This is a genomic window from Pseudomonas sp. G1002 (assembly GCF_013385455.1).
Lineage (GTDB): Bacteria > Pseudomonadota > Gammaproteobacteria > Pseudomonadales > Pseudomonadaceae > Aquipseudomonas.
Genome location: NZ_JACAPY010000027.1, coordinates 410,457 through 435,361 on the forward strand (window position 1 = coordinate 410,457; position 24,905 = coordinate 435,361).

The 24,905-nt window shown below is 61.9% G+C and carries 27 protein-coding genes; 12 read left to right on the plus strand and 15 right to left on the minus strand.

The window, feature by feature from the left end; all coding sequences use genetic code 11:
- Window positions 1-34: 34 nt before the first annotated feature.
- From HX801_RS16160 to HX801_RS16170, 3 genes are all read right to left on the minus strand, one after another.
- A complete protein-coding gene (locus tag HX801_RS16160) occupies window positions 35-667 on the minus strand; it encodes a LysE family transporter (RefSeq protein WP_003208844.1) in 633 nt (210 codons plus the stop codon).
- 115 nt (window positions 668-782) lie between these two features.
- Window positions 783-1,346 (minus strand): mechanosensitive ion channel family protein, encoded by a 564-nt coding sequence (locus HX801_RS16165; protein ID WP_008439307.1) that lies wholly within the window; start codon window positions 1,344-1,346, stop codon window positions 783-785.
- Window positions 1,346-3,256: an ATP-binding cassette domain-containing protein gene (locus tag HX801_RS16170; RefSeq protein ID WP_177022372.1), complete on the minus strand. Its 1,911-nt coding sequence runs from the start codon at window positions 3,254-3,256 to the stop codon at window positions 1,346-1,348. The genes HX801_RS16165 and HX801_RS16170 overlap by 1 nt, the downstream gene beginning before the upstream one ends.
- 50 nt (window positions 3,257-3,306) lie before the next feature.
- Here HX801_RS16170 and HX801_RS16175 point away from each other — a divergent pair, with 50 nt between their 5' ends.
- Window positions 3,307-3,768 (plus strand): TIGR02444 family protein, encoded by a 462-nt coding sequence (locus tag HX801_RS16175; RefSeq protein WP_177022373.1) that lies wholly within the window; start codon window positions 3,307-3,309, stop codon window positions 3,766-3,768.
- Here HX801_RS16175 and HX801_RS16180 read toward each other — a convergent pair.
- Complete coding sequence (locus HX801_RS16180) at window positions 3,765-4,994, minus strand: AlgP family protein (RefSeq protein ID WP_177022374.1); 1,230 nt, start codon at window positions 4,992-4,994, stop codon at window positions 3,765-3,767. The two genes, HX801_RS16175 and HX801_RS16180, sit on opposite strands and share 4 nt — an antisense overlap.
- 192 nt (window positions 4,995-5,186) lie before the next feature.
- On the opposite strand from HX801_RS16180, the gene HX801_RS16185 reads away from it, so the two are divergent.
- On the plus strand, window positions 5,187-5,852 hold the full coding sequence (locus tag HX801_RS16185) for an FKBP-type peptidyl-prolyl cis-trans isomerase (RefSeq protein WP_177022375.1): 666 nt from the start codon (window positions 5,187-5,189) through the stop codon (window positions 5,850-5,852).
- A 53-nt stretch (window positions 5,853-5,905) separates the two neighbouring features.
- Here HX801_RS16185 and HX801_RS16190 read toward each other — a convergent pair whose 3' ends face one another.
- The 7 genes from HX801_RS16190 to HX801_RS16215 form a co-directional block, all read right to left on the minus strand.
- Window positions 5,906-6,364, minus strand: a complete 459-nt coding sequence (locus tag HX801_RS16190) for an Rsd/AlgQ family anti-sigma factor (protein WP_003208832.1) — start codon at window positions 6,362-6,364, stop codon at window positions 5,906-5,908.
- A 206-nt stretch (window positions 6,365-6,570) separates the two neighbouring features.
- The gene (locus HX801_RS16195; RefSeq protein ID WP_003208831.1) at window positions 6,571-7,092 is read right to left on the minus strand and encodes a disulfide bond formation protein B; all 522 of its coding nucleotides are present in this window, start codon (window positions 7,090-7,092) and stop codon (window positions 6,571-6,573) included.
- Window positions 7,093-7,329: 237 nt separating this feature from the next.
- The gene (locus tag HX801_RS16200; protein ID WP_177022376.1) at window positions 7,330-8,571 is read right to left on the minus strand and encodes a heme biosynthesis protein HemY; all 1,242 of its coding nucleotides are present in this window, start codon (window positions 8,569-8,571) and stop codon (window positions 7,330-7,332) included.
- Between the two features lie 5 nt (window positions 8,572-8,576).
- Entirely contained in the window at window positions 8,577-9,695 is a 1,119-nt protein-coding gene (locus HX801_RS32035) for a uroporphyrinogen-III C-methyltransferase (protein ID WP_003208826.1), read from the minus strand.
- Between the two features lie 18 nt (window positions 9,696-9,713).
- Window positions 9,714-10,481: a uroporphyrinogen-III synthase gene (locus HX801_RS32040; RefSeq protein ID WP_102604070.1), complete on the minus strand. Its 768-nt coding sequence runs from the start codon at window positions 10,479-10,481 to the stop codon at window positions 9,714-9,716.
- A complete protein-coding gene (gene hemC / locus HX801_RS16210) occupies window positions 10,478-11,419 on the minus strand; it encodes a hydroxymethylbilane synthase (RefSeq protein WP_008439333.1) in 942 nt (313 codons plus the stop codon). Before hemC ends, HX801_RS32040 begins: the two co-directional genes overlap by 4 nt.
- Window positions 11,420-11,557: 138 nt before the next feature.
- Window positions 11,558-12,304, minus strand: coding sequence for a LytTR family DNA-binding domain-containing protein (locus tag HX801_RS16215; RefSeq protein ID WP_003208820.1), 747 nt, complete (start codon window positions 12,302-12,304; stop codon window positions 11,558-11,560).
- Between the two features lie 562 nt (window positions 12,305-12,866).
- On the opposite strand from HX801_RS16215, the gene argH reads away from it, so the two are divergent.
- On the plus strand, window positions 12,867-14,261 hold the full coding sequence (argH, locus tag HX801_RS16220) for an argininosuccinate lyase (RefSeq protein WP_003208818.1): 1,395 nt from the start codon (window positions 12,867-12,869) through the stop codon (window positions 14,259-14,261).
- A 144-nt stretch (window positions 14,262-14,405) separates the two neighbouring features.
- Here the strand turns inward: argH and HX801_RS16225 are convergent, their stop codons facing one another.
- Entirely contained in the window at window positions 14,406-15,065 is a 660-nt protein-coding gene (locus HX801_RS16225) for a glutathione S-transferase family protein (RefSeq protein ID WP_177022377.1), read from the minus strand.
- A gap of 125 nt (window positions 15,066-15,190) precedes the next feature.
- On the opposite strand from HX801_RS16225, the gene HX801_RS16230 reads away from it, so the two are divergent.
- The 3 genes from HX801_RS16230 (at window position 15,191) to HX801_RS16240 (ending at window position 18,878) form a co-directional block, all read left to right on the plus strand.
- Window positions 15,191-15,475 (plus strand): hypothetical protein, encoded by a 285-nt coding sequence (locus HX801_RS16230; RefSeq protein ID WP_003208814.1) that lies wholly within the window; start codon window positions 15,191-15,193, stop codon window positions 15,473-15,475.
- A gap of 148 nt (window positions 15,476-15,623) precedes the next feature.
- Entirely contained in the window at window positions 15,624-15,872 is a 249-nt protein-coding gene (locus HX801_RS16235; RefSeq protein WP_003208812.1) for a TIGR02647 family protein, read from the plus strand.
- A 168-nt stretch (window positions 15,873-16,040) separates the two neighbouring features.
- Entirely contained in the window at window positions 16,041-18,878 is a 2,838-nt protein-coding gene (locus tag HX801_RS16240) for a class I adenylate cyclase (RefSeq protein WP_177022378.1), read from the plus strand.
- On the opposite strand, the gene rnk is transcribed toward HX801_RS16240, so the two are convergent.
- The 3 genes from rnk to cyaY form a co-directional block, all read right to left on the minus strand.
- Window positions 18,875-19,285 (minus strand): nucleoside diphosphate kinase regulator, encoded by a 411-nt coding sequence (gene rnk, locus HX801_RS16245; protein WP_003208808.1) that lies wholly within the window; start codon window positions 19,283-19,285, stop codon window positions 18,875-18,877. The two genes, HX801_RS16240 and rnk, sit on opposite strands and share 4 nt — an antisense overlap.
- A 131-nt stretch (window positions 19,286-19,416) precedes the next feature.
- Window positions 19,417-19,635: a DUF1289 domain-containing protein gene (locus tag HX801_RS16250; protein ID WP_003208805.1), complete on the minus strand. Its 219-nt coding sequence runs from the start codon at window positions 19,633-19,635 to the stop codon at window positions 19,417-19,419.
- A 2-nt stretch (window positions 19,636-19,637) separates the two neighbouring features.
- A complete protein-coding gene (gene cyaY / locus HX801_RS16255; protein WP_003208803.1) occupies window positions 19,638-19,970 on the minus strand; it encodes an iron donor protein CyaY in 333 nt (110 codons plus the stop codon).
- 239 nt (window positions 19,971-20,209) lie between these two features.
- Here cyaY and HX801_RS16260 point away from each other — a divergent pair, with 239 nt between their 5' ends.
- From HX801_RS16260 to HX801_RS16285, 6 genes are read left to right on the plus strand one after another with little or no spacing between them, the layout of a single operon-like run.
- Complete coding sequence (locus HX801_RS16260; RefSeq protein ID WP_003208801.1) at window positions 20,210-20,371, plus strand: lipoprotein; 162 nt, start codon at window positions 20,210-20,212, stop codon at window positions 20,369-20,371.
- Between the two features lie 9 nt (window positions 20,372-20,380).
- Entirely contained in the window at window positions 20,381-21,628 is a 1,248-nt protein-coding gene (gene lysA, locus HX801_RS16265; protein ID WP_008439346.1) for a diaminopimelate decarboxylase, read from the plus strand.
- Window positions 21,629-21,632: 4 nt separating this feature from the next.
- Window positions 21,633-22,463 (plus strand): diaminopimelate epimerase, encoded by an 831-nt coding sequence (gene dapF, locus HX801_RS16270; protein WP_003208798.1) that lies wholly within the window; start codon window positions 21,633-21,635, stop codon window positions 22,461-22,463.
- A 13-nt stretch (window positions 22,464-22,476) separates the two neighbouring features.
- Window positions 22,477-23,193, plus strand: a complete 717-nt coding sequence (locus HX801_RS16275) for a DUF484 family protein (protein ID WP_003208796.1) — start codon at window positions 22,477-22,479, stop codon at window positions 23,191-23,193.
- Between the two features lie 2 nt (window positions 23,194-23,195).
- Entirely contained in the window at window positions 23,196-24,095 is a 900-nt protein-coding gene (xerC, locus tag HX801_RS16280; RefSeq protein WP_008439350.1) for a tyrosine recombinase XerC, read from the plus strand.
- The gene (locus HX801_RS16285) at window positions 24,092-24,790 is read left to right on the plus strand and encodes an HAD family hydrolase (RefSeq protein WP_177022379.1); all 699 of its coding nucleotides are present in this window, start codon (window positions 24,092-24,094) and stop codon (window positions 24,788-24,790) included. The genes xerC and HX801_RS16285 overlap by 4 nt, the downstream gene beginning before the upstream one ends.
- The last annotated feature ends 115 nt before the right edge of the window (window positions 24,791-24,905 follow it).

Below are 24,905 nucleotides of genomic sequence, written 5' to 3' on the forward strand. Positions count from 1 at the left end.
CCCGCTCCCACATTTTTTGATCCGGTTTCGTCAGTTACGCCGTTGCGCGATGCAGACTTGCGAGAAAGCCCGCCGCACCAACAAACAACCCGGCAAACGTACGGTTCATGCGCTTCTGCTGCTTCGGTGTGCGCAGCAACCGCAACACTTTCGAAGCGAGCCCGGTGTAGCCGGCCATCACGATCATGTCCACGCAGATCATGGTCGCGCCCAGGATCAGGTATTGGTTCAGCAGCGGCGCCTGCGGGTTCACGAACTGCGGCAGCACCGCCAGCATGAACACCAGGGCCTTGGGGTTGCTGGCGTTGACCAGGAACCCGCGGAACATCATCGCCATCGGCTTGCCGATCGGGCGAATCGCCGCGTCATCGCTCAGGTCGGTTGGCAGCGCGCGCCATTGCTTGATGGCCAGGTACACCAGGTACGCTACGCCAAACCATTTGATCGCATAAAACGCGGTGGAGGATGCGGCAAGAATCGCCCCCAGGCCACCGGCGACCACGGCAATCTGCATCGCCAGGCCCAATTGCAGGCCCAGGGCGTTCCAGTAACCGCGCAGGAAACCGTATTGCAGGCCGCTGGACATCGACGCAATGGCACCGGCGCCAGGGGAAAGACTGATGATCCAACTGGCCAGGAAAAAGGCCAGCCATGTGTCGAGCGCCATTACACACCTCAGAGCTTAGTTTGCTGAATGTTTCTAAACTAACGCTGCCGGCTGAGAAATGGCTAGAAAAATTTTGGGGTGCGCCTTTGTGGCGAGGCAGCTCCCTCGCCACAGGTTAAGGCAGCACGTCGCTGCCGCGCCAACGGCGCACCGAGCGCTGGAAGAACAGGCTGTTGGGCACTTGCACCATGACACTGCCGGTTCCGGCCTCTTCCACTTCGATCAGCGTGGTGTAGAGCAGGTTGATCGCCACCACCCTGCCTTTGACGCCGGGCTTGTCGACGGTGTCCACCAACTCGACCACATCGCCCAGGCGGAACGGCCCGACGGTGAAGATCAGGATGGCGCACAGCAGGTTGGACAACACCGACCACATGGCGAAGAACGCCACCGCGGCCACCGCCACAAAACCCGACAACGCCGTCCACAACACCGTGGCAGAGACGCCCAGGCGCTCCAGCACGAAGATCAGCGCGCTGCCCATGATCAGCCAGCGCAGGCCGCCGCGCAGCGGCATCAGCAACTGCGGCGGGAACGGATAACGTTCCCCCAGGCGGTTCAGGCATTTGGCGACGAAACGCTGAGCGAGATAGCCGGCCAGCAGGATCAGCAGAATCTGTACGGCCACCCAGATCGGCGCGATCCATTGGGCCGGCAGTGGCAGTTGCAGCGCTTCCATCAGGACAGCGCCTCCAGCTCCGCTTGCAAGGATTCCAGCAGTTCGAGGGCTTCCATCCAGGTCTCCTCCAACTGCACTTCACGTACCTTGAGCTTGGCCTGTTCGGCCAGCAGGTCGCGCAATTCATCCTTGCGGGCCGGCTCGTAGACGGCGCTGTCACCCAGGCTGGTTTCGATCTTCGCCAGCTTCTCGTGGATCTTGCCCAATTCGGCTTCCAGCTTGTCCGCTTCACGCTTGTGCGGGGCCAGTTGCTGACGCAATGCAGCCGCGGCCTGGCGCTGGGCCTTCTTGTCGGTCTTGTCCGGGTTGACCGGCGTGTTGCTGACCGGCGCGTTGCGCAGGCGGTAGTCCGACAGCCAACGGGCATAGTCTTCCAGGTCGCCGTCGAATTCCTCGACCTTGCCGTCAGCCACCAGCAGGAAGTTATCCGTGGTGCTCTTGAGCAGGTGGCGATCGTGAGACACCACCAGTACCGCGCCGCTGAATTCCTGCAGGGCCATGGTCAACGCCAGGCGCATTTCCAGGTCGAGGTGGTTGGTCGGTTCGTCGAGCAGCAACAGGTTTGGCCGGTCCCAGGCGATCAGGGCCAGGGCCAGGCGGGCCTTTTCGCCACCGGAGAAATTCAGCACCGGCTCGTCAATGCGCGCACCACGGAAGTCGAAACCACCGAGGAAGTCCCGCAGGGTCTGTTCGCGTTCGGTCGGCGCCAGGCGCTGCAGGTGCAGCAGCGGGCTGGCCTTGGCGTCGAGGGAATCCAGCTGGTGCTGGGCGAAGTAGCCCACCACCAGGTTCTCACCGCGCACCAGGCGACCGGCCAGGGGCTGCAATTCGCCCGAGAGGTTTTTGATCAAGGTCGACTTGCCCGCGCCGTTGGGGCCGAGCAGGCCGATCCGCGCGCCAGGGGTGAGCTGCAACTTGACCTTCTCGAGGATGGTCTTGTCGCCATAGCCCAGGCGGGCATCGGAAAGGTCCAGCAGCGGGCTGGAGATTTTCACCGATTCGCGGAACACAAAGTCGAACGGTGAATCGACGTGGGCCGCCGACAGTTCTTCCATGCGCTCCAGGGCCTTGATCCGGCTCTGGGCCTGACGGGCCTTGGTGGCCTGGGCCTTGAACCGGGCAATATAGCTTTCCATGTGCGCGCGCTGCGCCTGCTGCTTCTCGTAGGCCTGCTGTTGCTGGGCCAGGCGTTCGGCACGGGCGCGTTCGAAGGCGCTGTAGCCGCCGCGGTACAGGGTGATTTTCTTCTGGTCGACGTGGGCAATGTTGTCCACCACGGCGTCGAGGAAATCCCGGTCGTGGGAAATCAGCAGCAAGGTGCCCGGGTAGCTTTTCAGGAAGTCTTCCAGCCACAGGATCGCATCGAGGTCCAGGTGGTTGGTCGGTTCATCGAGCAGCAACAAGTCCGAGGGGCACATCAGCGCCTGGGCCAGGTTCAGGCGCATGCGCCAGCCACCGGAGAAGTCGGCGACCGGGCGGTCCATCTGTTCGTTGGTAAAGCCAAGGCCGGCAAGCATCTTGCGCGCACGCGCGTCGGCGGTGTAGCCGTCGGCGCTGTCCAGTTCCGAGTGCAGGCGGGCCTGTGCGGCGCCGTCCTGGGCTTTCTCGGCCTCGGCCAGGTCGTGTTGCACCTGGCGCAGGCGCAGGTCGCCATCGAGCACGTAGTCGATCGCAATGCGGTCGAGGGTGTCGATCTCCTGGCGCATATGGGCGATGCGCCAGTCGGCCGGCAGCAGACAATCCCCGGAGTCGGGAGTCAGCTCACCCAGCAGCAAGGCGAACAACGTGGATTTGCCGGCGCCGTTGGCACCGATCAGGCCGGCTTTGTGACCGGCGTGCAGGGTCAGCTCGGCGTCTTCGAGAAGACGTTGCGGGCCACGCTGTAATGTTAGGCTTTGAAGTCGGATCATAATGGCGGCGGAGTCTACCAGCTTCGTTGGCCGCTGGCTTGGGTGTGAATATGTGCGCTGACCTGTGGAGCTTTGCCCTCTCGACCTACGCCCGCTCGGGCGTCGAGGACGCGTGCCTGCGCTTGCAGGCGCAAGGGGCTGATGTGTGCCTGGTGTTGTGCGGGTTGTGGCTGGAGCAGCGGGGTGTGGCGCCGCAACCGTCGCGCTTGCAGGCACTGCGACAGATCGCCGGGCCGTGGCAGGCGGAGGTGGTTGAGCCGCTGCGGCAAGTACGCACGCAATGGCGGGCCATGGCGCAGCAGGATGCTGAGCTGGGAGCGTTACGGGAGTGGGTCAAGGCTTTGGAATTGGATGCAGAAAGGCTGCTGCTATCACGCCTGGAAGGTGTGGCGCAGCATTGGCCGATGGCCGAGGTGAATCATCAAGCATGGGTTGAAGGACTGGCGGCCGAAGCCGCCAACCTTGACCACGACGCGCTGCATCAGCTGCGCGCCGCGGTTACCGGCACTTAGGAAGCGCTGGTTGGGGTGACGCTTGGCGCTGCCGGTGCAGGCGTGCTGCTGGCCGGTGCGGTTGGCGCTGTGGTACTGGCAGCAGGTGCAGCCGGGGTCGCAGGCTTTGCAGCTGGAGTAGCTGGTTTGGCTGGTGCTGGCTTGGCGGCGGCAGGTTTAGCGGCTGGTTTGGCAGCAGCAGGTTTGGCGGCCGGCTTGGCAGCTGGTTTCGCAGCAGCAGGCTTAGCGGCCGGCTTCGCGGCTGGTTTTGCAGCAGCAGGTTTAGCGGCTGGCTTCGCGGCAGGTTTTGCAACAGCAGGTTTAGCGGCTGGCTTCGCAGCTGGTTTCGCAGCAGCAGTTTTAGCGGCTGGCTTCGCGGCAGGTTTTGCAGCAGCAGGTTTAGCGGCTGGCTTCGCAGCTGGTTTCGCAGCAGCAGTTTTAGCAGCTGGCTTCGCGGCTGGTTTCGCAGCAGCGGTTTTAGCAGCTGGCTTCGCGGCTGGTTTCGCAGCAGCAGTTTTAGCGGCTGGCTTGGCAGCTGGTTTTGCAGCAGCGGTTTTAGCGGCTGGTTTGGCAGCTGGTTTTGCAGCAGCGGTTTTAGCGGCTGGCTTGGCAGCTGGTTTTGCAGCAGCGGTTTTAGCGGCTGGTTTGGCAGCTGGTTTTGCAGCAGCGGTTTTAGCAGCTGGCTTGGCAGCTGGTTTTGCAGCAGCAGTTTTAGCCGCTGGTTTGGCAGCCGATTTAGCCGGTGCTTTTGCCGCAGGCTTGGCCGCAGCTTTTGCAGGTGCCTTGGCAGCGACGGCCTTGCTGGCTGGTTTTTTCGCCGCGCTGGCTGCAACAGCTTTAGCCGGAGCACGGGTGCTCAGCACTTTGCCTACAGCTTCCTTCACACGACCAACACCCTGGGCCAATTTCAGGCTCTCGGAAGCATCACGCTTGAGTTGGGAAATGTAGGTGCGGGTTTCGGATTGACGATCCTTGAGGGCGTCGAGCAAGTCCTCAAGTTCTTTGACGGCGTCCTTGGCCTTGGCTTGTGCCTTGGCTTTGCCAGCGGTCGCTGCGCCTTGCAGTTTGGTGCGGGATTTGTGCAGTTTTTCCTGAGCTTTGCCGCGTTGTTTTTCAAGCTTGGCGAGCAACTTCTCAGCATCAGCCAAGGCTTGTGAACAGGCGCTTTCCAAATGTTCGAGCAGGCTGCCCGAAAGTTGTTGGAGCAAATGCAACGGGGTATTTACAGGCTTCTGTTTGGCCGACATGGTTTACCTCCTGGCTGACGTGGGTGCGGCTCATACTAGCCCTCTGCTCTTACCGCCGCTAGGGCATGTTGACAGTATCGATTGGCTTGCGTTGCACCGCACGAAAATTCTTATTGATATAACGAAAATCCACGCCACTTTTTAAGCATTCACACTGGCATAATCCATCGCACTTTCGGCTGGAGAACGCCCATGTCGCGTTACCTTTTTTTAGTGTTGAGCGTGGTGCTTTGCGTGGCCAACGCAAGCGAGAAATCCCCCTCCAAAGATGACCACGACCTGGCCTACAGCCTGGGCGCGAGCCTGGGTGAGCGCCTGCGCCAGGAGATGCCTGGGTTGCAGGTAGAGGCGCTGATCGACGGACTCAAACAGGCCTATCAAGGTAAGTCACTGGCCCTGGACGACACACGCATCGAACAGATCCTTGCCCAGCACGAAGCACAAAACGCGCCGGACAATCGAGCACCACAAAGTGAAAAGGCACTCGCTGCCGAGCAACAATTTTTAGCCAGTGAGAAATCCAAAAGTGGTGTGCGTGAATTGGCAGACGGCATCCTGCTGACCGAACTGACCCCTGGCAGCGGGAAGAAACCGGCGGCCGATGATCGCGTGCAAGTGAATTATGTTGGGCGGTTACCCGACGGGACCGTCTTCGACAAGAGCACACAACCTCAGTGGTTTCGCCTGGACAGTGTGATCAGTGGCTGGCGCAGCGCGTTGCAACAGATGCCGGTGGGCGCGAAGTGGCGCCTGGTGATTCCATCCGACCAAGCCTATGGCGCTGATGGCGCAGGCGAACTGATCCCGCCTTATACGCCGCTGGTATTCGAGATCGAATTGCTCAAGGCGGGCGCCTGAGCCCAAACGAAAAACGGTGCGCAATGCGCACCGTTTTCTTGTGTCGGGGGGAGTCAGGCCTTAGCCGTCAACTCTTCCTTGTGAGCGTTGTGCAGCACTTCGATCAGGCAATCTTCCAGCTCGAAACGCTCGTGAAGCAAACCACCCAGCTCTTTGAATTTTTCTGCAACGCACTGGCCGGCATCACACAGGTCGTTGAACGCCAGCAGCTTCTCGGTGATGACATCGATGCGCGGGTAAATCGTCTCCGCTAAATCGAGGCCACGTTGATCGTCGAAAGCCTCGGCCTCTCTGGTCAACTGCTCGTAGATACCGAAGTGCCCCGCCGATACGTAGTCCACCAATACGCCGCAGAATTCCTGCAACGGCTTGCGGTTCTCGCTGAGCGCTTCGGGCTTGGCACCGAGAGCATCAAAGGCCCGAACCAGTTCGTGACGCGCTTTCAACCAACCATCGATCAGTTTGTGCACCCCACCCCAGCGTTCCTGAGCATTCTGACAACGTTCCAGCATGATGATCTCTCTTCCCTATAGGGGCGCCGCACGCTGCCCGCGCAACACTTCAAGGTTAAAGCGGCAACCGGGCAAAGGTGCATCGAACAGTCTGTTTCAATAACGCGTGCGGGCCAGATTATGCCCGCACGACTATGTCATCAAGGTACGCAGGAGAGAAAGTTCATACAAGTGTTTAATCCCTTCCTACAACCTGCGGTTACCTGTCAGTGCCGTGCAAGGCCAAAACGCTGGCTCAGCAGCAACCGCGAGAACTGCGCGATGCCAAGGATCAGCATCGCTACGAAGAACAGCAGGCTCCACTCGGGAATACTCAAGTCGAACAGCGTCCAGTTGATTTCCACGCAGTCGACGGTGCCCTTGAAGATCAAGGCCAACGTCTCTCTCAGCGACAGGTTCTCGATCATGGATTGAAGGCCGGGCCAACAGGCAGGCAACTGTTCCGGCGGCGTATTTTGCAGCAGCACCTGGCGTACGGCGGTAATGGCGCCCAGCACTGCACACCCCATGCTCGCCGCCCAATACAGGTAGATCCCGGACCGCTTCGGCCCATGAATCGCTGCCACGAGATTGATCAGCGTGAAGGCAGCCACAAGAATTCGTTGCACCTGGCACAGGAAACAAGGCCGCAAAAGCGCGGCGTATTCCAGGTAAAAGGACGCGCCCAGCGTCAGCGCACCAGCCAGGAACGCCAGGAGGAACAGGGAGCGTGAGGGGGCCAAAGACATTGTTTATCCGCAACGCAAGAGATAGGTAGTTACGGTAGAGGAAAGACCTTACCCCTTTCAATACGCGCCAGAGCAGACGATTCCGCGAGAGCGTAGGGATATCCCGTCAGAAGGCGAGCGATTAAACGCGCGTCTACGTAGGAGTTTACTACAAGCCGTATTGACTACAGCTATTGGGCGTTATTGAAGGGTTGGCCACCAGACAATTCTGAGGCAACCCTTACTCTGTTTCCTACTTCAAACCCGTGCCGGCACCGGCAGCGGTGACGCCAGCAAACGCTTGTCCAGCAAGCCCAGGCCTTCCTGGAACAACTGGTTGCTGCGCTCGGTGTCGCCCAACTGCGCCAGCAGGCGTGCCAGCTCGGCGCAGGCCTCAGGGTTGCGCTGCACCTGAAGGCTGCTTTCAAGGTAATCCCGCGCCTTGCCCCACAAGCTGTTTTGCAGGCACAGGCGCCCCAGGGTCAGCAGCAGGCTGGCATCGCCTGGATGGTCCTTGAGCCAGCCTTCGGCGAACTTCAACTGCTTCGCCGGATCGCTGCCACGCAGCAGCCCGTAGAGCCGGATCAGATGACTGTCGTACTCGCGCTTGAGGGCACCGCGCAGCACTTCTTCGGCCTTGGCGTCCGCGCCCAACTGGCGCAGTTGTTCGGCGTACGCCAGCACCAGTTGCGGCTCCTGGCGCTGGGCCGAAGTCAGTTGTTGCCAGGCCAGCTCCAGGGATTGCTGCCCGGCCTCGCCCTGCTCTTCGCGCTGGGCAGCCAGGGTCAGGTTCTCGCCCCAGGCGCGTCGCTCCAGGTCGGCCAACTCGGCAGGCGGCAACACCTTGTCCTTGCGCAACTCCGGCAACAGCCGGATTACCGAAGACCAATCGCCACGCTGTTGATACAACCGCTGCAGTTGGCGCAATACCTGGACGTTATGCGGATGACGCTCATGCATGGCCTGCAGGGTGACCAGGGCGCCATCGGTGTCACCGCGGTCCATCTGCAACTGCGCATGACTCAAGGCTACCGCCAGTTCGGCCTGGGGCTGGCGCTCAAGTGCGCGTTCCAGCAGGCCATCCGCATCCTCATAACGGCCCTGTTCGTTGGCCGCACGGGCGGCGCCGAGGTAGTAGAGCAATGGCTGGCGTTCGGCTTCGGCCGCACGGTGCAAGTGACGCTCGGCACTGGCCCAGCGCCCTTCGGCGAGGTCCATCTGGCCCTGCTCGATGGCAACCTGGACCCGACGGCTGCGGTTGCGCCGCGACCACGGATTGACCACGCCACCCGAGGTCAGCACCAGGCCCAGCAGCACCCTGGCCAAATAGATCACCAGGCCGATGGCAAACAACGCCACCAGCGTCGACCACAGCCCGGACTCGTAATGCAGCACATGGGGATAAGTAATCAGCACGTAGCCGGTATGTTTCGAAATGCCCACGGCCAGTGCCAGGGCGATCGCAATCGCCAGCACCAGGATCACATAGAAGCGCTTCATCGGCTTTACTCCTGGGTCGCCGGCTTGCCAGCGGAAGCCTTGGCTTCCTCGGCAGACAGGTGGCGACGGTCAAGGTAAGCCTGCACGGCAGCCAGGCTCGCGGCCAGGTCCGGCGTGACCACCGAGACGGCCTTGGGCTCAAGCTCGGCAATACGGGCCAGCATGGCTTTGCTTTGCGGGTTGTCTTGATTGAAGTTGTCCTGCAACACGCTGCGAGCCTCGCCCAGGGATCGGCTGTACACCGCCGGCTCGCCGTTGAGCGCCGCCCATTGCGCCTGCTCAAGTGCAAGGCTCAGGGCCAGGCGCACCTGGTTCAGGCCTTGCCCTGCCAGGAGCGGGCGAATGTTGTCATCAGGATTGAAGTCGATGCGGAAATACCGCGAGATCTGCGCCCACCACTGACTCCAACGGCTGTCCGTGTCGGTGGTCGGACGCCCATCATTGGCCGCTTCAGGGAGTTGGTATTCCGGCGCGATGGCCGCCAACTGCACGACCTGATCGCGCAATGCCGCCAGTTGCAGGTACAGCCCGGTACGGTCGGGCTGTTCGATATTGCGCAACGCGGCGAGGCTCTTGGCCAACTGCTCACGGGCGGCGTAGGAGCCAGGGTCACTTTGTTCGCGGAGGATTTCGTCAGCGCCCTGGACCAGTGCCTGGGCACTGTTGATGTCCTGCAAGGCGGAAAGACGCAGGCTGGCCAGGCGGATCAAGTGCTCGGCCTCGGCCAGGCGCCAGTCCTGGCGGCTGGCCCCCAGCACCGTTTCCAGGCGCTGGCTCAGACGTTGTTGATCACCCTGCAATTGCGCCACCAGCCGGCGACGCTCTTCCAGCTCATCGGCGCCGGGCAGTTGCCCCAGGCGGGCCGACAGCTGCTGCTGGCTCTGCTTTAGGCTCTGGGATTGGTCGTCCAGGGTTTGCACTTGGCCCAGCTGTTGCTGGCTGCTCGCCTGCAGTGCGCGGACCTGCCAGATCCCCCAGCCACCGGCGGCAACGCCGGCGGCGCCGAGCAACAAGGCCACGATGGCCAGGCCATTGCCACGGCGCGGGGCGGTGGTGACCGGTGTCTCAACAGGCGCATCAAGCGCGGGCTGAGCTTCATCTTTAGGCAAGGCTGTTTCGCTCACGTATCCATCCTTTGCGTATTAGAGAGTGGGAACGGAAACACTCCGTAACGCCACTAACAAAGCCGCGGCACTGGCGCCACGACAATCCACAACTTCTTGCGCGCCAGCGGCACGCGCCATCTCGGCGACTCGCGGGCTGGGCACGAACAACGGCAGCTGTGCCACCTGGGGCCAATCTGTACCGGCCAGCGCTTGCAGGTGTAAAAAACCCTGCCCACTGCTGACCACCACGCCGTTCAAGCGTTCCACGTTTATGCGCTGGGTCAGCGTTGCACGGTCGTAGTCCGGCAGGAAACGGCGATACAACTCCAGATAGTCGACACTAGCACCTTGCTCGCGTAAACGCTCAGCCAGCAGCTCTCGCCCGCCCTCGCCCCGCAGGATCAGCACCCGGGCGCCGGGCTTCGAGATAGCCTCGCGCAAGGCGACCAGTTCAAGCAAGGCTTCACTGTCGTCGCCGTCGTGGGGATAACTGACATCAAGGCCATGCTCGGCCAACACCTGCGCCGTAGCAGCGCCGACACTGAACCACGGTAACGCCGGCGGTTGCGGCCAGTGTTGAGCCAACAACTGCAAGCCCAGGCGCGCGGCCGGCTTGCTCACCACGATCACCGCGCAATAGCGGTCCAGCTCGCGAAAGACCGCCTGTTGTTCAGGCGTGACAGGCAGCGCTTCAATCTCCAGCAACGGCAGGCTGCTGCTGAAAATACCTTCTTCGGATAACGTCGCCGCCAGAGCCGCCGACTCCTCGGCAGGCCGCGTCAGCAGCACACGCCATTGCATCACTGCGGCCCGGCCTCGCCGTACACCGCTTGCAGAATGGCACCGGCGCCTTTTTCCAGCAGTTCCTCGGCGACCTTGATACCCAGGCTGGTGGCCTCGCTTTGCGGCCCGCGAATCTCTGCGGTGAGCAACAACCCACCACTCGGGTCGCCCACCAGGCCACGCAGCCAGAGGTTCTCGCCCTCAAGCACGGCGTAACAGGCGATCGGTACCTGGCAGCCACCGTTGAGGTGCTTGTTCAGGGCACGTTCGGCGGTGACGCGAATTTCGGTGTCCTGGTGATCCAGCGGCTTGAGCAGCGCATGAATTTCGCTGTCGGCGGTGCGGCATTCAATGCCCACAGCGCCCTGCCCGCCGGCCGGCAAGCTGTCTTCGACGCTGATGGCCGAGGTGATGCGGTCTTCAAAGCCCAAGCGGATCAAGCCGGCTGCCGCGAGAATGATCGCGTCATATTCACCGGCGTCGAGCTTGGCCAGGCGAGTATTGACGTTGCCCCGCAGGAAGCGGATTTGCAGGTCCGGGCGGCGGGTCAGCAACTGCGCCTGGCGACGCAGGCTGGAGGTGCCGACGACGCTGCCCAGCGGCAGCTCATCCAGGGAGGCATAGGTATTGGAAACGAAGGCATCGCGGGGGTCTTCGCGCTCGCAGATGCAAAACAGGCCCAGGCCTTCGGGGAAGTCCATGGGCACATCTTTCATAGAATGCACGGCGATGTCGGCTTCGTTCTCCAGCAGAGCGGTTTCCAGTTCCTTGACGAACAGGCCCTTGCCGCCGATTTTCGACAATGGCGAATCAAGCAGCTTGTCGCCGCGACTGACCATGGGCACCAGGGACACCTTCAGGCCAGGATGGGCCTGCTCAAGGCGTGCTTTGACGTATTCGGCCTGCCATAAGGCCAGGGCGCTTTTACGGGTGGCGATGCGGATTTCGCGAGAGGACATGGATCAATCCGTACTGAATAGATACGGCAGATAATAACAGCTCAGGCAAATGCGCTTTGATTTGAATCAGCAAGTGCGGGGCCTCCCTGGCCGCGTCGCACCGGGATATGGGCGGTGAAGCTCGCGTCAGCCCTCGGGCTAAAGCTGCTGCATCATCTTGCGCACGCCGGCGACATGGCGCCGGCTGACGATCAACGCGTCACCGTTGAGGCCCTTCAGGAACAGCTGAAAGTGCCCAAGCGGCGTGCGCTGCAGACGCTCGATTCGCTCGCGGGCCACCAGCGCATTGCGGTGGATGCGCACAAAGCGGTCGCCAAATTCATCTTCCAACGCCTTGAGTGGCTCATCGAGCAGCACTTCACCAGCCTCGTGACGCAAGGTCACGTACTTGTGATCGGCGATGAAGTAGACCACCTGGTCCAGGGGAATCAACTCGATGCCCTTGCGGGTACGGGCGCTGATATGGCTGCGTGGCCCATTGCCGCCCTGGGCTGCGGGCTGGGTCAAGGCTGCCAGTTGGACACGATTGGGACGCTCGGCCTTTTTCAAGGCGCGAAGCAACGCATCGGCATTGATCGGCTTGACCAGGAAACTGGCGCCGCTGGCATCCAGGGCCTCGGAAGAGAACTCATCCTGGGAGGCGCACAGCACCACCGAAGGCGGCGATTCTCGCTCGCTCAGGCGGGCAGCCACCTGCAAGCCATCAAGGCCCGGCATGCGGATGTCGAGCAACACGACATCCGGCTTGAGGCTGTCAATAAGGGCCAAGGCTTCCTCGCCACTGGTGGCGCTCGGCTCAAGGACATTGTAACCCTCGAGTTCACTGACCAAACGGCTCAGTCGCTCGCGGGCTTGGGGTTCGTCATCAACGATCAGGACATTCATATTGCGCTGGATTCCTGCGTGAGTCTCGCACAAGGATAGCGTAGACAGGTGCGGTGACTTCCGTCACGGCGATCCACGCTAAGACTAGCGCGAGCGGCAAAAAGTGCCCCGAGAGTGGCACCAATATTTACCCGGACCTGTTCAATCGCGCCCAAAGCCTGCTGCCTTCGGGCATCGTCGTAGGGTTTGCTGATACACAATACGAACACCCCCTCTCTAATGGATAGCCTGGAGTTCGACCTCATCGCCCGGCATTGGTGCAGTGCACCTTCTGTCAGCGCGAAGCTCTATCAGTGCAACTGTAGACGCTGGCGAAGACGATATTGCTCAATCGTCAAATATCGTTTCAATAAACACGCTTTGTTTGACCAAGGACCGCAAGTTTCCCCCCCGATCGGTCCTGGCTCCAGTCTCGTCCTGCGCGAGTCCGGGGGCAAGGCACTTAGCCATCTTGGAAACAAATAAAAATGCCCCGCCCCGGCATCGTCGCCTCCGGGGGCAACCCTGTTATTATCGGCGCCACACTTTCATGCCCTCTTTCCAGCAGATCACGAGCGAATCCATGAGCACCGACAAGACCAACCAGTCCTGGGGCGGCCGCTTCAGTGAACCCGTCGACGCCTTCGTCGCGCGCTTCACCGCCTCCGTCACTTTCGACCAGCGCCTCTACCGCCACGACATCATGGGCTCGATCGCCCACGCCACGATGCTGGCCAAGGTCGGCGTGCTGACCGACGCCGAGCGCGACAGCATCATCGACGGCCTGACCACCATCCGTGGCGAGATCGAAGCCGGCACCTTCGACTGGCGCGTCGACCTGGAAGACGTGCACATGAACATCGAGGCCCGCCTCACCGACCGCATCGGTGTGACCGGCAAGAAACTGCACACAGGTCGCAGCCGTAACGACCAGGTGGCTACCGATATCCGCCTGTGGCTGCGGGACGAGATCGACCTGATCCTGGCAGAAATCACCCGCCTGCAAAAAGGCCTGCTGGAGCAGGCAGAGCGTGAGTCCGGCACCATCATGCCCGGCTTCACCCACCTGCAGACCGCACAGCCTGTGACCTTCGGCCACCATCTGCTGGCCTGGTTCGAAATGCTCAGCCGCGACTACGAGCGCCTGGTGGACTGCCGCAAGCGCGCCAACCGCATGCCTCTGGGCAGCGCTGCACTGGCTGGCACCACCTACCCGATCGACCGCGAATACACCGCGCAGCTGCTGGGTTTCGACGCCGTGGGCGGCAACTCCCTGGACGGCGTGTCGGACCGTGACTTCGCCATCGAATTCTGCGCCGCGGCCAGCATTGCGATGATGCACTTGTCGCGCTTCTCCGAAGAGCTGGTGCTGTGGACCAGCGCGCAATTCCAGTTCATTGACCTGCCGGACCGCTTCTGCACGGGCAGCTCGATCATGCCGCAAAAGAAAAACCCCGACGTGCCGGAGCTGGTACGCGGCAAGAGCGGCCGTGTATTCGGTGCGCTGATGGGCCTGTTGACCCTGATGAAAGGCCAACCGCTGGCCTACAACAAGGACAACCAGGAAGACAAGGAACCGCTGTTCGACGCCGCCGATACCCTGCGCGACTCGCTGCGAGCCTTTGCCGACATGATCCCGGCGATCAAGCCCAAGCACGCCATCATGCGTGAAGCGGCCCTGCGCGGTTTCTCCACCGCCACAGACCTGGCGGACTACCTGGTACGCCGTGGCCTGCCGTTCCGCGACTGCCACGAGATCGTCGGGCATGCCGTGAAGTACGGCGTGGACACCGGCAAGGACCTGGCGGAAATGAGCCTGGAAGAACTGCGCCAGTTCAGCGACCAGATCGAGCAGGACGTGTTTGCGGTGCTGACCCTGGAAGGCTCGGTGAATGCCCGTAACCATATCGGCGGGACTGCGCCGGCGCAGGTGAAGGCTGCCGTGGTTCGCGGCCAGGCATTGCTCGCCAGCCGCTAACCCAAAGGTAAGTACCCCTGCAAACAAGGGCAAACACTGAACCTGTGGCGAGGGAGCTTGCTCCCGTTGGACTGCGCAGCAGTCCCATTTTGGGGCCGCTCCGCTGCCCGACGGGAGCAAGCTCCCTCGCCACAAAAGCAGTTTTTATTTCTTCGCAGCAACCATCGCCATAAACGCCGGCATCGCTGCTTCCTTGTCCGCCGCCACCCGCTGGGCATTCGGCAGCGCCTGCAAGCGCTCCAGCAACGCCTTGGCCTTCGGCAACTCAGCCAACAGATCCAGCCCGAACAGCTTCCCGGCCACGGCACAGGCCAGGTCCACGCTGTACACAAAATACAAATCCGCAATCGTGAAACTGTCCCCCGCCACATACGGCGCAAACTTCCCGTGCCGCCCCAGCGATGCGATCCCCAGCAATAACTCCGCCCTGGACTTTTCCTTGATCGCCTCCGGCACCGGCATTCCGAAAAACGCCTCGGCAAAACACGCCCGGGCCGGCAACTCGATGTACAGCTCGATTTCCCTGCACAACGCCAGCACCTGGGCGCGCTGGAACGGCTCGCTCGGCAGCAGCGATCGTCCGCCCTGGGTCTGTTCGAGGTATTCGAGGATCACGCTGGTTTCGTTGATAAACCCTTGCTCGACACCCAGCACCGGCACCTTGCCCCGCGGGCTCACGGCCAAGGCTTCAGGGGTCTGGCCTGCGTAGAACGGCACCTCTTCGAAGGGCAGCCCTTTCTCCAGCAGCGCCAGTTTGACCATGTTGTAGTAGTTGCTGACCGAAAATCCATAAAGCTTGAGCATCACAAAGCCTCCAGGCCGTGTATGGGGTTGGCAGCAGTGGTTATAGATCGGGAGGCCGCGCCTGGCCAGCAGCATCAGCCGAGTGAATGGGGGTAGACTGGCGCCCTTTCCTCCAGGAGCCTGCCATGAGCGAGCCAACCGATATCGACAACGACGAAGAAGAGTTCGCCGAGACCACCTTGATTGAAGCGATCGAAAACCAGATCGAAAGCGACAACCCGCCCGCCGCCAAGGCCACGTTCAACAAGCTGACCCTGGTGGGCTACGAGCGCGAAGACATCCTGCAAATGATGGCCCACGTCCTCGCCATCGAAATTGACGCGCTGCTCGAAGAAGATCGCGCCTTCAATACCGAATGGTATGAAACTGCGTTGCGTGCGCTGCCGGAGCTGCCACCCGAGAAGCAATAAGCCTCACACCGCGCTGGCCAGCAAACTCTTGCTGGCCACAATCCTGCCCCACATCAACACCGCATGAGTTCCGACTGGACAGCTCGCCCAAGTGCGTTCACCTTATGGCTGCTAACGTCTAAAAATTCCTAGAAAGTCTGGAGTCCTTATGTCGTATACCCCTGAGTTGGTTGCCGAACTGGAAATCCTTGCACTCTTCAACCTGGGCAGCTCCCAGGAAGGTCTGAAAGTTCATCAGACTGCCGCTCCCACTGCCATTGCCGCCGCCCGGCGCCTGTTTGATAAAGACCTGATCGACCAGCCAGACGGTGGTTACCTCACCAGCCTCGGCCGGGACGCTGCCGAACACGCACAAAGCCTGCTGACTATTCTGACGACCGCCAAAGAAGCCGCCTGACACCTCGTATCGCCCACGGGATCCTCTTTTCACGGATTCCGCGGGCATTCCCGCGCCCGGGATAAAATTCCGGCGTCAAAAACAAATTCCCTCTAAACCTCCTACGCTACTGGCTGTAAACTCCCACACGGCCGCCCACGTCGGGCCCTGCGAGCCACCGAGTTCGACATGACCCGCACCCACGAAATCCGCCCCGACCTGGACGAAGGCATCGACCGCAAGGTGCTGGCCCAGTTACGCGCGCGGTTTCTGGCCCTGAACGAAGGCCGCATGGCCCGGGCCGTCGAGGGACTGACACCACGCCAGCAAAGCGTATTGACCCTGCTGCCGCTGTTTTTCCACGTGAATCACCCGCTGTTGCCGGGCTATGTGTCGGGCAGCACGCCGGCCGGCCTGTCGAATTTTGAACCCGACGCGCAAGCCTTGGCCGAGGCCCAGCGCCTGACCCGCACGTTTTCCTACAAGCCCCGCCACGGCAACCCACCGCGGCCGATTCATGGCCTGTTCCTGATGGGCAGCCTGGGCACCCTGGCCCAGGCCGATCAAAGTGATATGGACGTGTGGGTCTGCCATGCGGCCGATCTCAGCGAGAACGAGCTGGCCGAGTTGCGCAAGAAATGCCAACTGCTCGAAACCTGGGCCCTGAGCATGGGCGCCGAGGCGCACTTCTTCCTGATCGAGCCGACACGGTTTATCCAGGGCGAGCGCGACACCCAACTGAGTTCAGAAGACTGCGGCACCAGCCAGCATTACCTGCTGCTGGACGAGTTCTACCGCACCGCCATCTGGCTGGCCGGGCGCACGCCGATCTGGTGGCTGGTGCCGGTGTACGAAGAAACCCGCTATGCCGACTTCACCCACGCGCTGATTTCCAAACGCTTTATTCGCGCCGATGAAACCCTCGACCTGGGCCACCTGGCGCACATCCCGCCGGGTGAATTTATCGGTGCCGGCTTGTGGCAGTTGTTCAAGGGCATCGAATCGCCCTACAAATCAGTACTGAAACTCCTGCTGACCGAGGTCTACGCCAGCGAGCACCCGAAGGTGCAGTGCCTGAGCCTGCGCTTCAAGCGCGCTGTGTTTGCCAATCAGCTGGACCTGGACGAACTGGACCCGTACATCGTCGTCTACCGCCGGATCGAGGAGTACCTCAAGGCCCGTAATGAGCCGGAACGCCTGGAACTGGTGCGGCGCAGCCTGTACCTGAAGGTCAACCGCAAGCTCAGCGCGGGCCAGCGCACCGGGTGGCAGCGTTTGCTGCTGGAGCGCCTGGCCAGCGAATGGGGTTGGGACCAGCGCCAACTGGCCCTGCTGGACAGCCGCAGCCAATGGAAAGTCCGCCAGGTAGCCTCCGAGCGCCGGGCGCTGGTCAACGAGCTGAACTACAGCTATCGCTTCCTGACCCAGTTTGCCCGCACCGAACAGACCGTCAGCCTGATCAACAAGCGCGATCTCAATGTGCTGGGCCGGCGCCTGTACGCCGCCTTCGAGCGCAAGGCCGGCAAGGTCGAGTTCATCAACCCCGGCATTGCGCCCGACCTTGCCGAAGACACCCTGACCCTGGTGCAGTCGCCCAACCGCAAAGAGCCCGGCCAGCATCATTGGGGCTTGTACAACGGCAGCCTGACCGCTCTGGAATGGGAGCACTTCGCGCCGATCAAGCGCAGCCGCGATTTGCTGGAAATGCTCACCTGGTGCCACCGCAACGGCGTGATCGACAGCAGTACCCGCCTGGCGCTGCATCCCGGCAGCAGTGACATGACCGAATTCGAGCTGTTCAACCTGCTGGGCAGCCTACAACAAACCGTCGTCCTGCCCCTGGCCAGCGTCGATGAAGACCGCCTGCTGCGCTCGGCAGTGCCCGAGGAAGTGCTGCTGCTGATCAACGTCGGCGTCGACCCGCTCAAGCATCATCGCGACCTGAACATCCTGATGACCACCGAGCGCACCGACTCCCTGAGTTACGCGGGCGTACGGGAAAACCTGGTGCTGACCCTGGACCAGGTCACGCTCAACAGTTGGAACGAGGTGATGGTCAGCCGCTATGACGGCCCCCACGCGCTGCTCGATTGCCTGCGCGACTACCTCAATCAGCTACCGCCCAATCACTTGCCGCGCTTGCGGGTGCGCTGTTTCTGCCACAACCGCGCGCAGTTCATTGCCCAGCGCGTGGAGGAAATCTTCGACACCGCGCAAAACCTGCTGCTGGGCCAGGAAAACCACCGCTACCTGGTGCAGGTGCAACAGCACTACCACGTGATGGAGCTGACACCCGGCCAGGCCAACCATGTGTCACTGGCGACCCAGGACGCGCTGATCGCCTACCTCACTGAGGAACTGGCCAGCTACAGCCCGCTGCACCTGGACACCATGGCCCTGGAAGACCACGACCTGGCGCTGCTGCTGCCCATGGGCCTGCCCGACTGTGTGCAGGTGTTCTACCGGATCAGCGACGGAGTTGCCGAGCTGTACGTGCTGGATGAGTTCAACGCGCTCTGGCAGCAGCGCCTGCCGTTCCACGACGAGCAAAGCCTGTTGGTGCCGTTGCAGCGCTTCCTGCAGTCGATCATTTATCGCCGCGACGCGCTGCTGCCGCTGGATCCGCAACAGCCCTTCGGCGCGGTGCAAATCCTGTATTACCAGCTGTTGCCGTCAGGCAGCGGCCGTGCACGGCGGGCCGAACCGCGCCCAGCGCCGCAAACCCCGGCCAACAAGCCGTTCTACGACGTGCAGGCGATTATCGGCAAGGCAGCACCGGGCCAGGTGGGGATCACCTTGTACTGCAATCAACGGGAGTTTTCCGAGCTGGAATTTGGCGACCAACTGTTTGCGGTGGTCGCCCAGCAAATCGTCGGGCAACGCCGGGAAGCCGAGCGTTACCGCTGCTACATCACCGATCTGGACCTGTCCGGCCTGCTCGGTGATGTTCAAAGCCCGAGCAATCTGTACCTGCGCTACAAGGCTGATCTGGAACTGGCGCTCAATGAAGCGCTGAACCAGGTTTAGAGAGGAAAGGCGCCACCGTCTTTCGGCTGGCCTTCGACGCCGAGCAATTCAAGCTTGAGGGTCTTGCCACCCGGTGCTGGCCAGTCGATGTGCTGGCCGACTTGCAGGCCCAGCAATGCACTGCCCACCGGCGCCAGGATCGAGATTTTGCCTTCGTCGGCGTTCGCGTCCTTGGGGTAGACCAGGGTCAGGTGATAGTCCTTGCCACTGCCTTGTTCACGGCAATGCACGCTGGAGTTCATGGTCACGACAGATGCAGGCACTTCATCGTGGCCAACCACTTCTTCGGCGCGGTCGAGTTCGTGTTGCAGGGCTTCAACGCCCGGCGACGCCTCGCCGACACGGTCGATCAGTTGCTCAAGACGCTGCACGTCAAGACGGGTGAGGATGATGGAAGGTGCGGTCATGATTCAGGCAGACTCCTTTTTTCTGCACAAAAAAGCAAAACCCCGCCAGGAAAAGGCGGGGTTCTCACGGACCTCGATGAGTTGAGGTGTATCCGGACACTACCACAGCACAATAAATAAACAAGACGGCCTCAGGCGCAGGTCCTGCGCTGCTCGGCCTGTGCGACGATAACGCGGCGTCGCGCATCGTCGGCAGAGCGCCATTCGCGGATGTCTTCCACATGACGGAAGCAACCGAGGCAGACTTTGTGCTCATCCAGCCGACATAAACTGATACAAGGTGACGGCACCGCCGGGCTGACATTGCTGAACAGCGGCTTGGGCGGGCGTACGGGAACGGGCTGCGTCACGATCAGATCTCGTCGAAGTCCAGCTCGACGCCGGCTTGTTCCTGGGTGAGGCGCGCGAGCATTTCGCTCAGCAGCTCATCGGTGGTGTCGTGGGTCCAGCGTTTTTCTTCTTCATCGTAATCGAAGTGAAAACCACCGGAACGCGCCGCCAGCCATAGCTGACGCAGGGGCTCCTGGCGGCTGAAAATCAATTGGGTGCCATTTTCAAACTTGACGGTGAGCACACCGGCCGAGTTCTCCAGGTCCACATCCAGACCGCTGTCGTCGAAAATATCCTCCAGCGCTTGCTGGGTCGCATCCACCAGGTCGTGAAAACGGGCTTCGGTCAAACTCATTGTGGGAACCTCGAAAAGTGTCTGGTCTCGCTCAAGCGCCGCACAATACGGACGCGCCATCATGATTGCAAAGGATACCGATTTCATTACCCACAGCCGTGTGAATTATCCTCGATTGGTGTAAGCACAATCGCGACAAACTCGGCAAAGCCCCGCCGGACGGGTATTTCGGCGCATAGGCAATCCGGCGGGTGGTCGGTATACTCGGGCGCAATTAATGCATATTCAAGGATTTCGCCATGAAGCGCCTGATCTCTTCCCTTGCTGCGCTCGTCGCGGTCGCTTGCCTCGTTAGTGCCTGTGGTCAAAAAGGCCCGCTGTATCTGCCCGATGACAGCAAAGACCCGAATGAACAGGCGCAATCGTCGCAAACCAAAGCGCACAAGCACGACACCTACTAAGGGAACATCATGGACGCTTTTAACTACCGGGACGGCGAGCTGTTCGCGGAAGGTGTCGCGTTGTCCGCCATCGCCGAGCGCTTTGGTACCCCGACCTACGTGTACTCCCGTGCCCACATCGAAGCGCAATACCGCTCCTTTGCCGATGCGCTGGAAGGCACGCCGAGCCTGGTGTGCTTCGCCGTAAAAGCCAACTCCAACCTGGGTGTACTCAATGTCCTGGCGCGCCTGGGCGCCGGTTTCGACATCGTGTCCCGGGGCGAGCTTGAGCGTGTACTGGCCGCCGGCGGCAAGGCTGACAAAATTGTGTTCTCCGGTGTCGGCAAGAGCCGCGAAGACATGCGCCGCGCCCTGGAAGTTGGCGTGCACTGCTTCAACGTCGAATCCACCGACGAGCTGGAGCGCCTGCAAGTGGTGGCCGCCGAGATGGGCGTTCGCGCGCCGATCTCCCTGCGGGTCAACCCGGACGTCGACGCCGGCACTCACCCGTACATTTCCACCGGTCTCAAAGAGAACAAGTTCGGCATCGCCATTGCCGACGCCGAGGACGTGTACATCCGCGCCGCGCAGTTGCCGAACCTGGAAGTCTTGGGTGTCGACTGCCATATCGGCTCGCAACTGACCAGCCTGCCACCGTTCCTCGACGCCCTCGACCGCCTGCTGGCGCTGGTCGACCGCCTCGGCGAGTGCGGCATCTACCTGCACCACATCGACCTCGGTGGCGGCGTGGGTGTGCGTTATCGCGATGAAGAGCCGCCGCTGGTGTCCGACTACATCAAGGCCGTGCGCGAGCGCCTCGAAGGCCGCGACCTGACGCTGATGTTCGAGCCGGGCCGCTACATCGTCGCCAACGCCGGCCTGCTGCTGACCCAGGTCGAGTACCTCAAGCACACCGAGCACAAGGATTTCGCCATCGTCGACGCGGCGATGAACGACCTGATCCGTCCGGCGCTGTACCAGGCCTGGATGAATGTGACGGCCGTCAAGCCACGCGCAGGCGAAGGCCGCAGCTACGATATCGTCGGCCCGATCTGCGAGACCGGCGACTTCCTGGCCAAGGAACGTCAGCTGGCCCTGGAAGAAGGCGACCTGCTGGCCGTGCATTCGGCCGGTGCCTATGGGTTTGTCATGAGCTCCAACTACAACACCCGCGGGCGTACCGCCGAGGTGCTGGTGGACGGTGATCAAGCGTTTGAAGTGCGTCGCCGCGAGACGGTAGCCGAGTTGTTTGCTGGCGAAAGCCTGCTGCCGGAGTAAGGTCATGTTGCTGCGTTTTACCAAGATGCACGGGCTGGGCAATGACTTCATGGTCCTCGACCTGGTCAGCCAGCACGCGCACATCCTGCCCAAGCACGCCAAGCTGTGGGGCGACCGGCACACCGGTGTCGGCTTCGACCAATTGTTGCTGGTGGAAGCGCCGAGTAACCCGGAAGTGGATTTCCGTTACCGGATCTTCAACTCCGATGGCTCCGAAGTGGAACAGTGCGGCAATGGTGCCCGCTGTTTCGCCCGTTTTGTCCTGGACAAGCGCCTGACCGCCAAGCGGCAGATTCGCGTCGAGACCAAAAGCGGCATCATCGAGCTGGATATTCGCAGCGACGGCCAGATCGGCGTCAACATGGGCGCGCCACGGCTGGTGCCGGCGGACATTCCGTTCCAGGCCACCGAGCAAGCCCTGAGCTATGCGGTGGATGTGGACGGCAAGACCGTCAACCTGGCTGCCGTGTCCATGGGCAACCCCCATGCCGTGCTGCGGGTGGATGACATCAACAGCGCACCGGTTCACGAACTGGGGCCGAAGATCGAAAACCACCCGCGCTTTCCGGCGCGGGTTAACGTGGGTTTCCTGCAGGTCATCGACCGTTCCCGTGCGCTCTTGCGCGTCTGGGAACGCGGTGCCGGCGAAACCCAGGCTTGCGGTACCGGCGCCTGCGCCGCTGCCGTGGCCGCGATCAGCCAGGGGTGGATGGATTCGCCGCTGCTGATCGACCTGCCCGGTGGACGCCTGTCCATCGAATGGGCAGGCCCCGGCCAACCGGTGAAAATGACCGGCCCGGCCACCCGCGTCTACGAAGGACAGGTCCGTCTATGAGTGAGCAAATCTAATGACTGATAAGCCTCAAGTACCCGCGCAAGCATCCCCAAGCGAAAGTCTGGAGGCCGCAGCCGTTGCGGCGTATCTGGAGGCTAACCCGGACTTCTTCGTCGAACACGAAGAACTGCTGCCGGCCCTGCGTATTCCCCACCAGCGCGGCGATACCGTGTCGCTGGTGGAGCGGCAGATGAAGATCCTGCGCGAGCGCAATATCGAAATGCGCCATCGGCTCTCGCAGCTGATGGATGTGGCCCGCGACAACGACCGCCTGTTCGACAAGACTCGCCGCCTGGTCCTGACCCTGATGGACGCCGCCAGCCTGGAAGAAGCGGTGATCGCCGTCGAAGACAGCCTGCGCCAGGACTTCCAGGTGCCCTTTGTCAGCCTGATCCTGTTCAGCGACAACCCGATGCCGGTGGGTCGCTGGGTCAGCGGCAGCGATGCCCAGACCGCGATTGGCGGCCTGCTGTCCGAAGGCAAGACCATCAGCGGCACCTTGCGCGAGCATGAACTGGACTTCCTGTTTGGCGCCGAGCAGCGCCAGCAGATCGGCTCCACCGCCGTGGTTGCCCTCAGTCATCAAGGTTTGCATGGCGTGCTGGCCATCGCCAGCCGTGATCCGCAGCATTACAAAAGCTCGGTGGGCACGCTGTTCCTGAGCTACATCGCCGAAGTGCTGGGCCGCGTCCTGCCACGCTTCACCAGCGCATTGCGCGCGGTGCGCTAGCCATGGAACGACAACTGGACGCCTACTGCGCTCACCTGCGCAGCGAGCGCCAGGTGTCGCCGCATACCCTGGAAGCCTACCGGCGGGACTTGAACAAGGTCCTGGCGTTCTGCGAGAAACAACACATCGGCAGCTGGAAGGCCCTGGACATCCAGGGTCTGCGCAGTCTGATCGCCCGCCTGCACCAGCAAGGCCAATCCTCCCGCAGCCTGGCGCGCCTGCTATCGGCGGTACGCGGCCTCTATCACTACCTGAACCGCGAAGGCCTGTGCGACCACGACCCGGCCAACGGCCTGGCGCCGCCCAAGGGCGAACGCCGCCTGCCCAAGACCCTCGACACGGATCGCGCCCTGCAATTGCTCGATGGCGCCGTGGAGGACGACTTCCTGGCCCATCGCGACCAGGCAATCCTCGAACTCTTCTACTCCTCGGGCCTGCGCCTGTCGGAGCTGACCGGGCTTAACCTCGATCAACTGGACCTGGCGGATGGCCTGGTGCAGGTGCTCGGCAAAGGCAGCAAGACCCGCGTATTACCGGTGGGCAAGAAGGCCCGCGAAGCCTTGCTGCTATGGCTGCCGCTGCGCGCCCTGGCCAACCCGGCGGACGACGCGGTGTTTATCAGCCAGCAAGGCCGGCGCCTCGGGCCCCGGGCCATACAAGTGCGGGTCAAGGCCGCCGGCGAGCGCGAGCTGGGGCAGAACCTGCACCCGCACATGCTCCGGCACTCCTTTGCCAGCCACTTGCTGGAGTCCTCCCAGGACCTGCGTGCGGTGCAAGAACTGCTGGGCCACTCCGACATCAAGACCACCCAGATCTACACCCACCTGGACTTCCAGCACCTGGCAACGGTGTACGACAGCGCCCATCCACGGGCCAAACGCATTAAGGGCAGTGACTCATGAGCATCAAGCTGATCACCTTCGACCTGGACGATACGCTCTGGGATAACGTGCCGGTCATCATCAGCGCCGAGGCATCGATGCGCGAGTGGCTGGCGACCCACGCCACCAAGGTGGGCGACTTGCCCCTGGAGAAGTTTGCCAGCCTGCGCCGGCAGGTGCTGGAGCGTCATCCCGAGCTGAAATATCGCATCAGCGTGTTGCGTCACAAGGTGCTGCAATACGCCTTCGAGGAAGCCGGGTACCCGCTGCCGGAAGCGGCGCAGATGGCGGATGTGTGCTTTGAAGCGTTCATCCATGCCCGGCATCAACTCACCGTATTCCCCGAAGCGGAACCGATGCTTCAAGCACTGCGCCGCGACTATCTGCTGGGGGTGATTACCAACGGTAATGCCGATGTGCAACGTGTGGGGTTGGCGGACTACTTCCACTTTGCACTCCGGGCTGAAGACATGGGTATTGCCAAGCCGGATGCGCGGTTGTTTCAGGAAGCCTTGCAGCGCGGTGGCGTAGCGCCGGGCGCGGCAGTGCATGTGGGTGACCATCCAGGGGATGACATTGCCGGTGCGCAGCAGGCGGGGCTGCGGGCGGTGTGGTTCAACCCGGCAGGCAAGGCCTGGGAGGCCGAGAAATTGCCGGATGCCGAGATTCGCAGCCTGACCGAGCTACCCGACGTGCTAGCCCGCTGGAACGCATAACCTGATGATGACGGGCTTTTGTGGCGAGGGAGCTTGCTCCCGCTGGGCTGCGAAGCGGCCCCTGAACCAGCCACGACGGCCTTTCTGAAAGACCGCGTCGACCCAACCAGGGGCC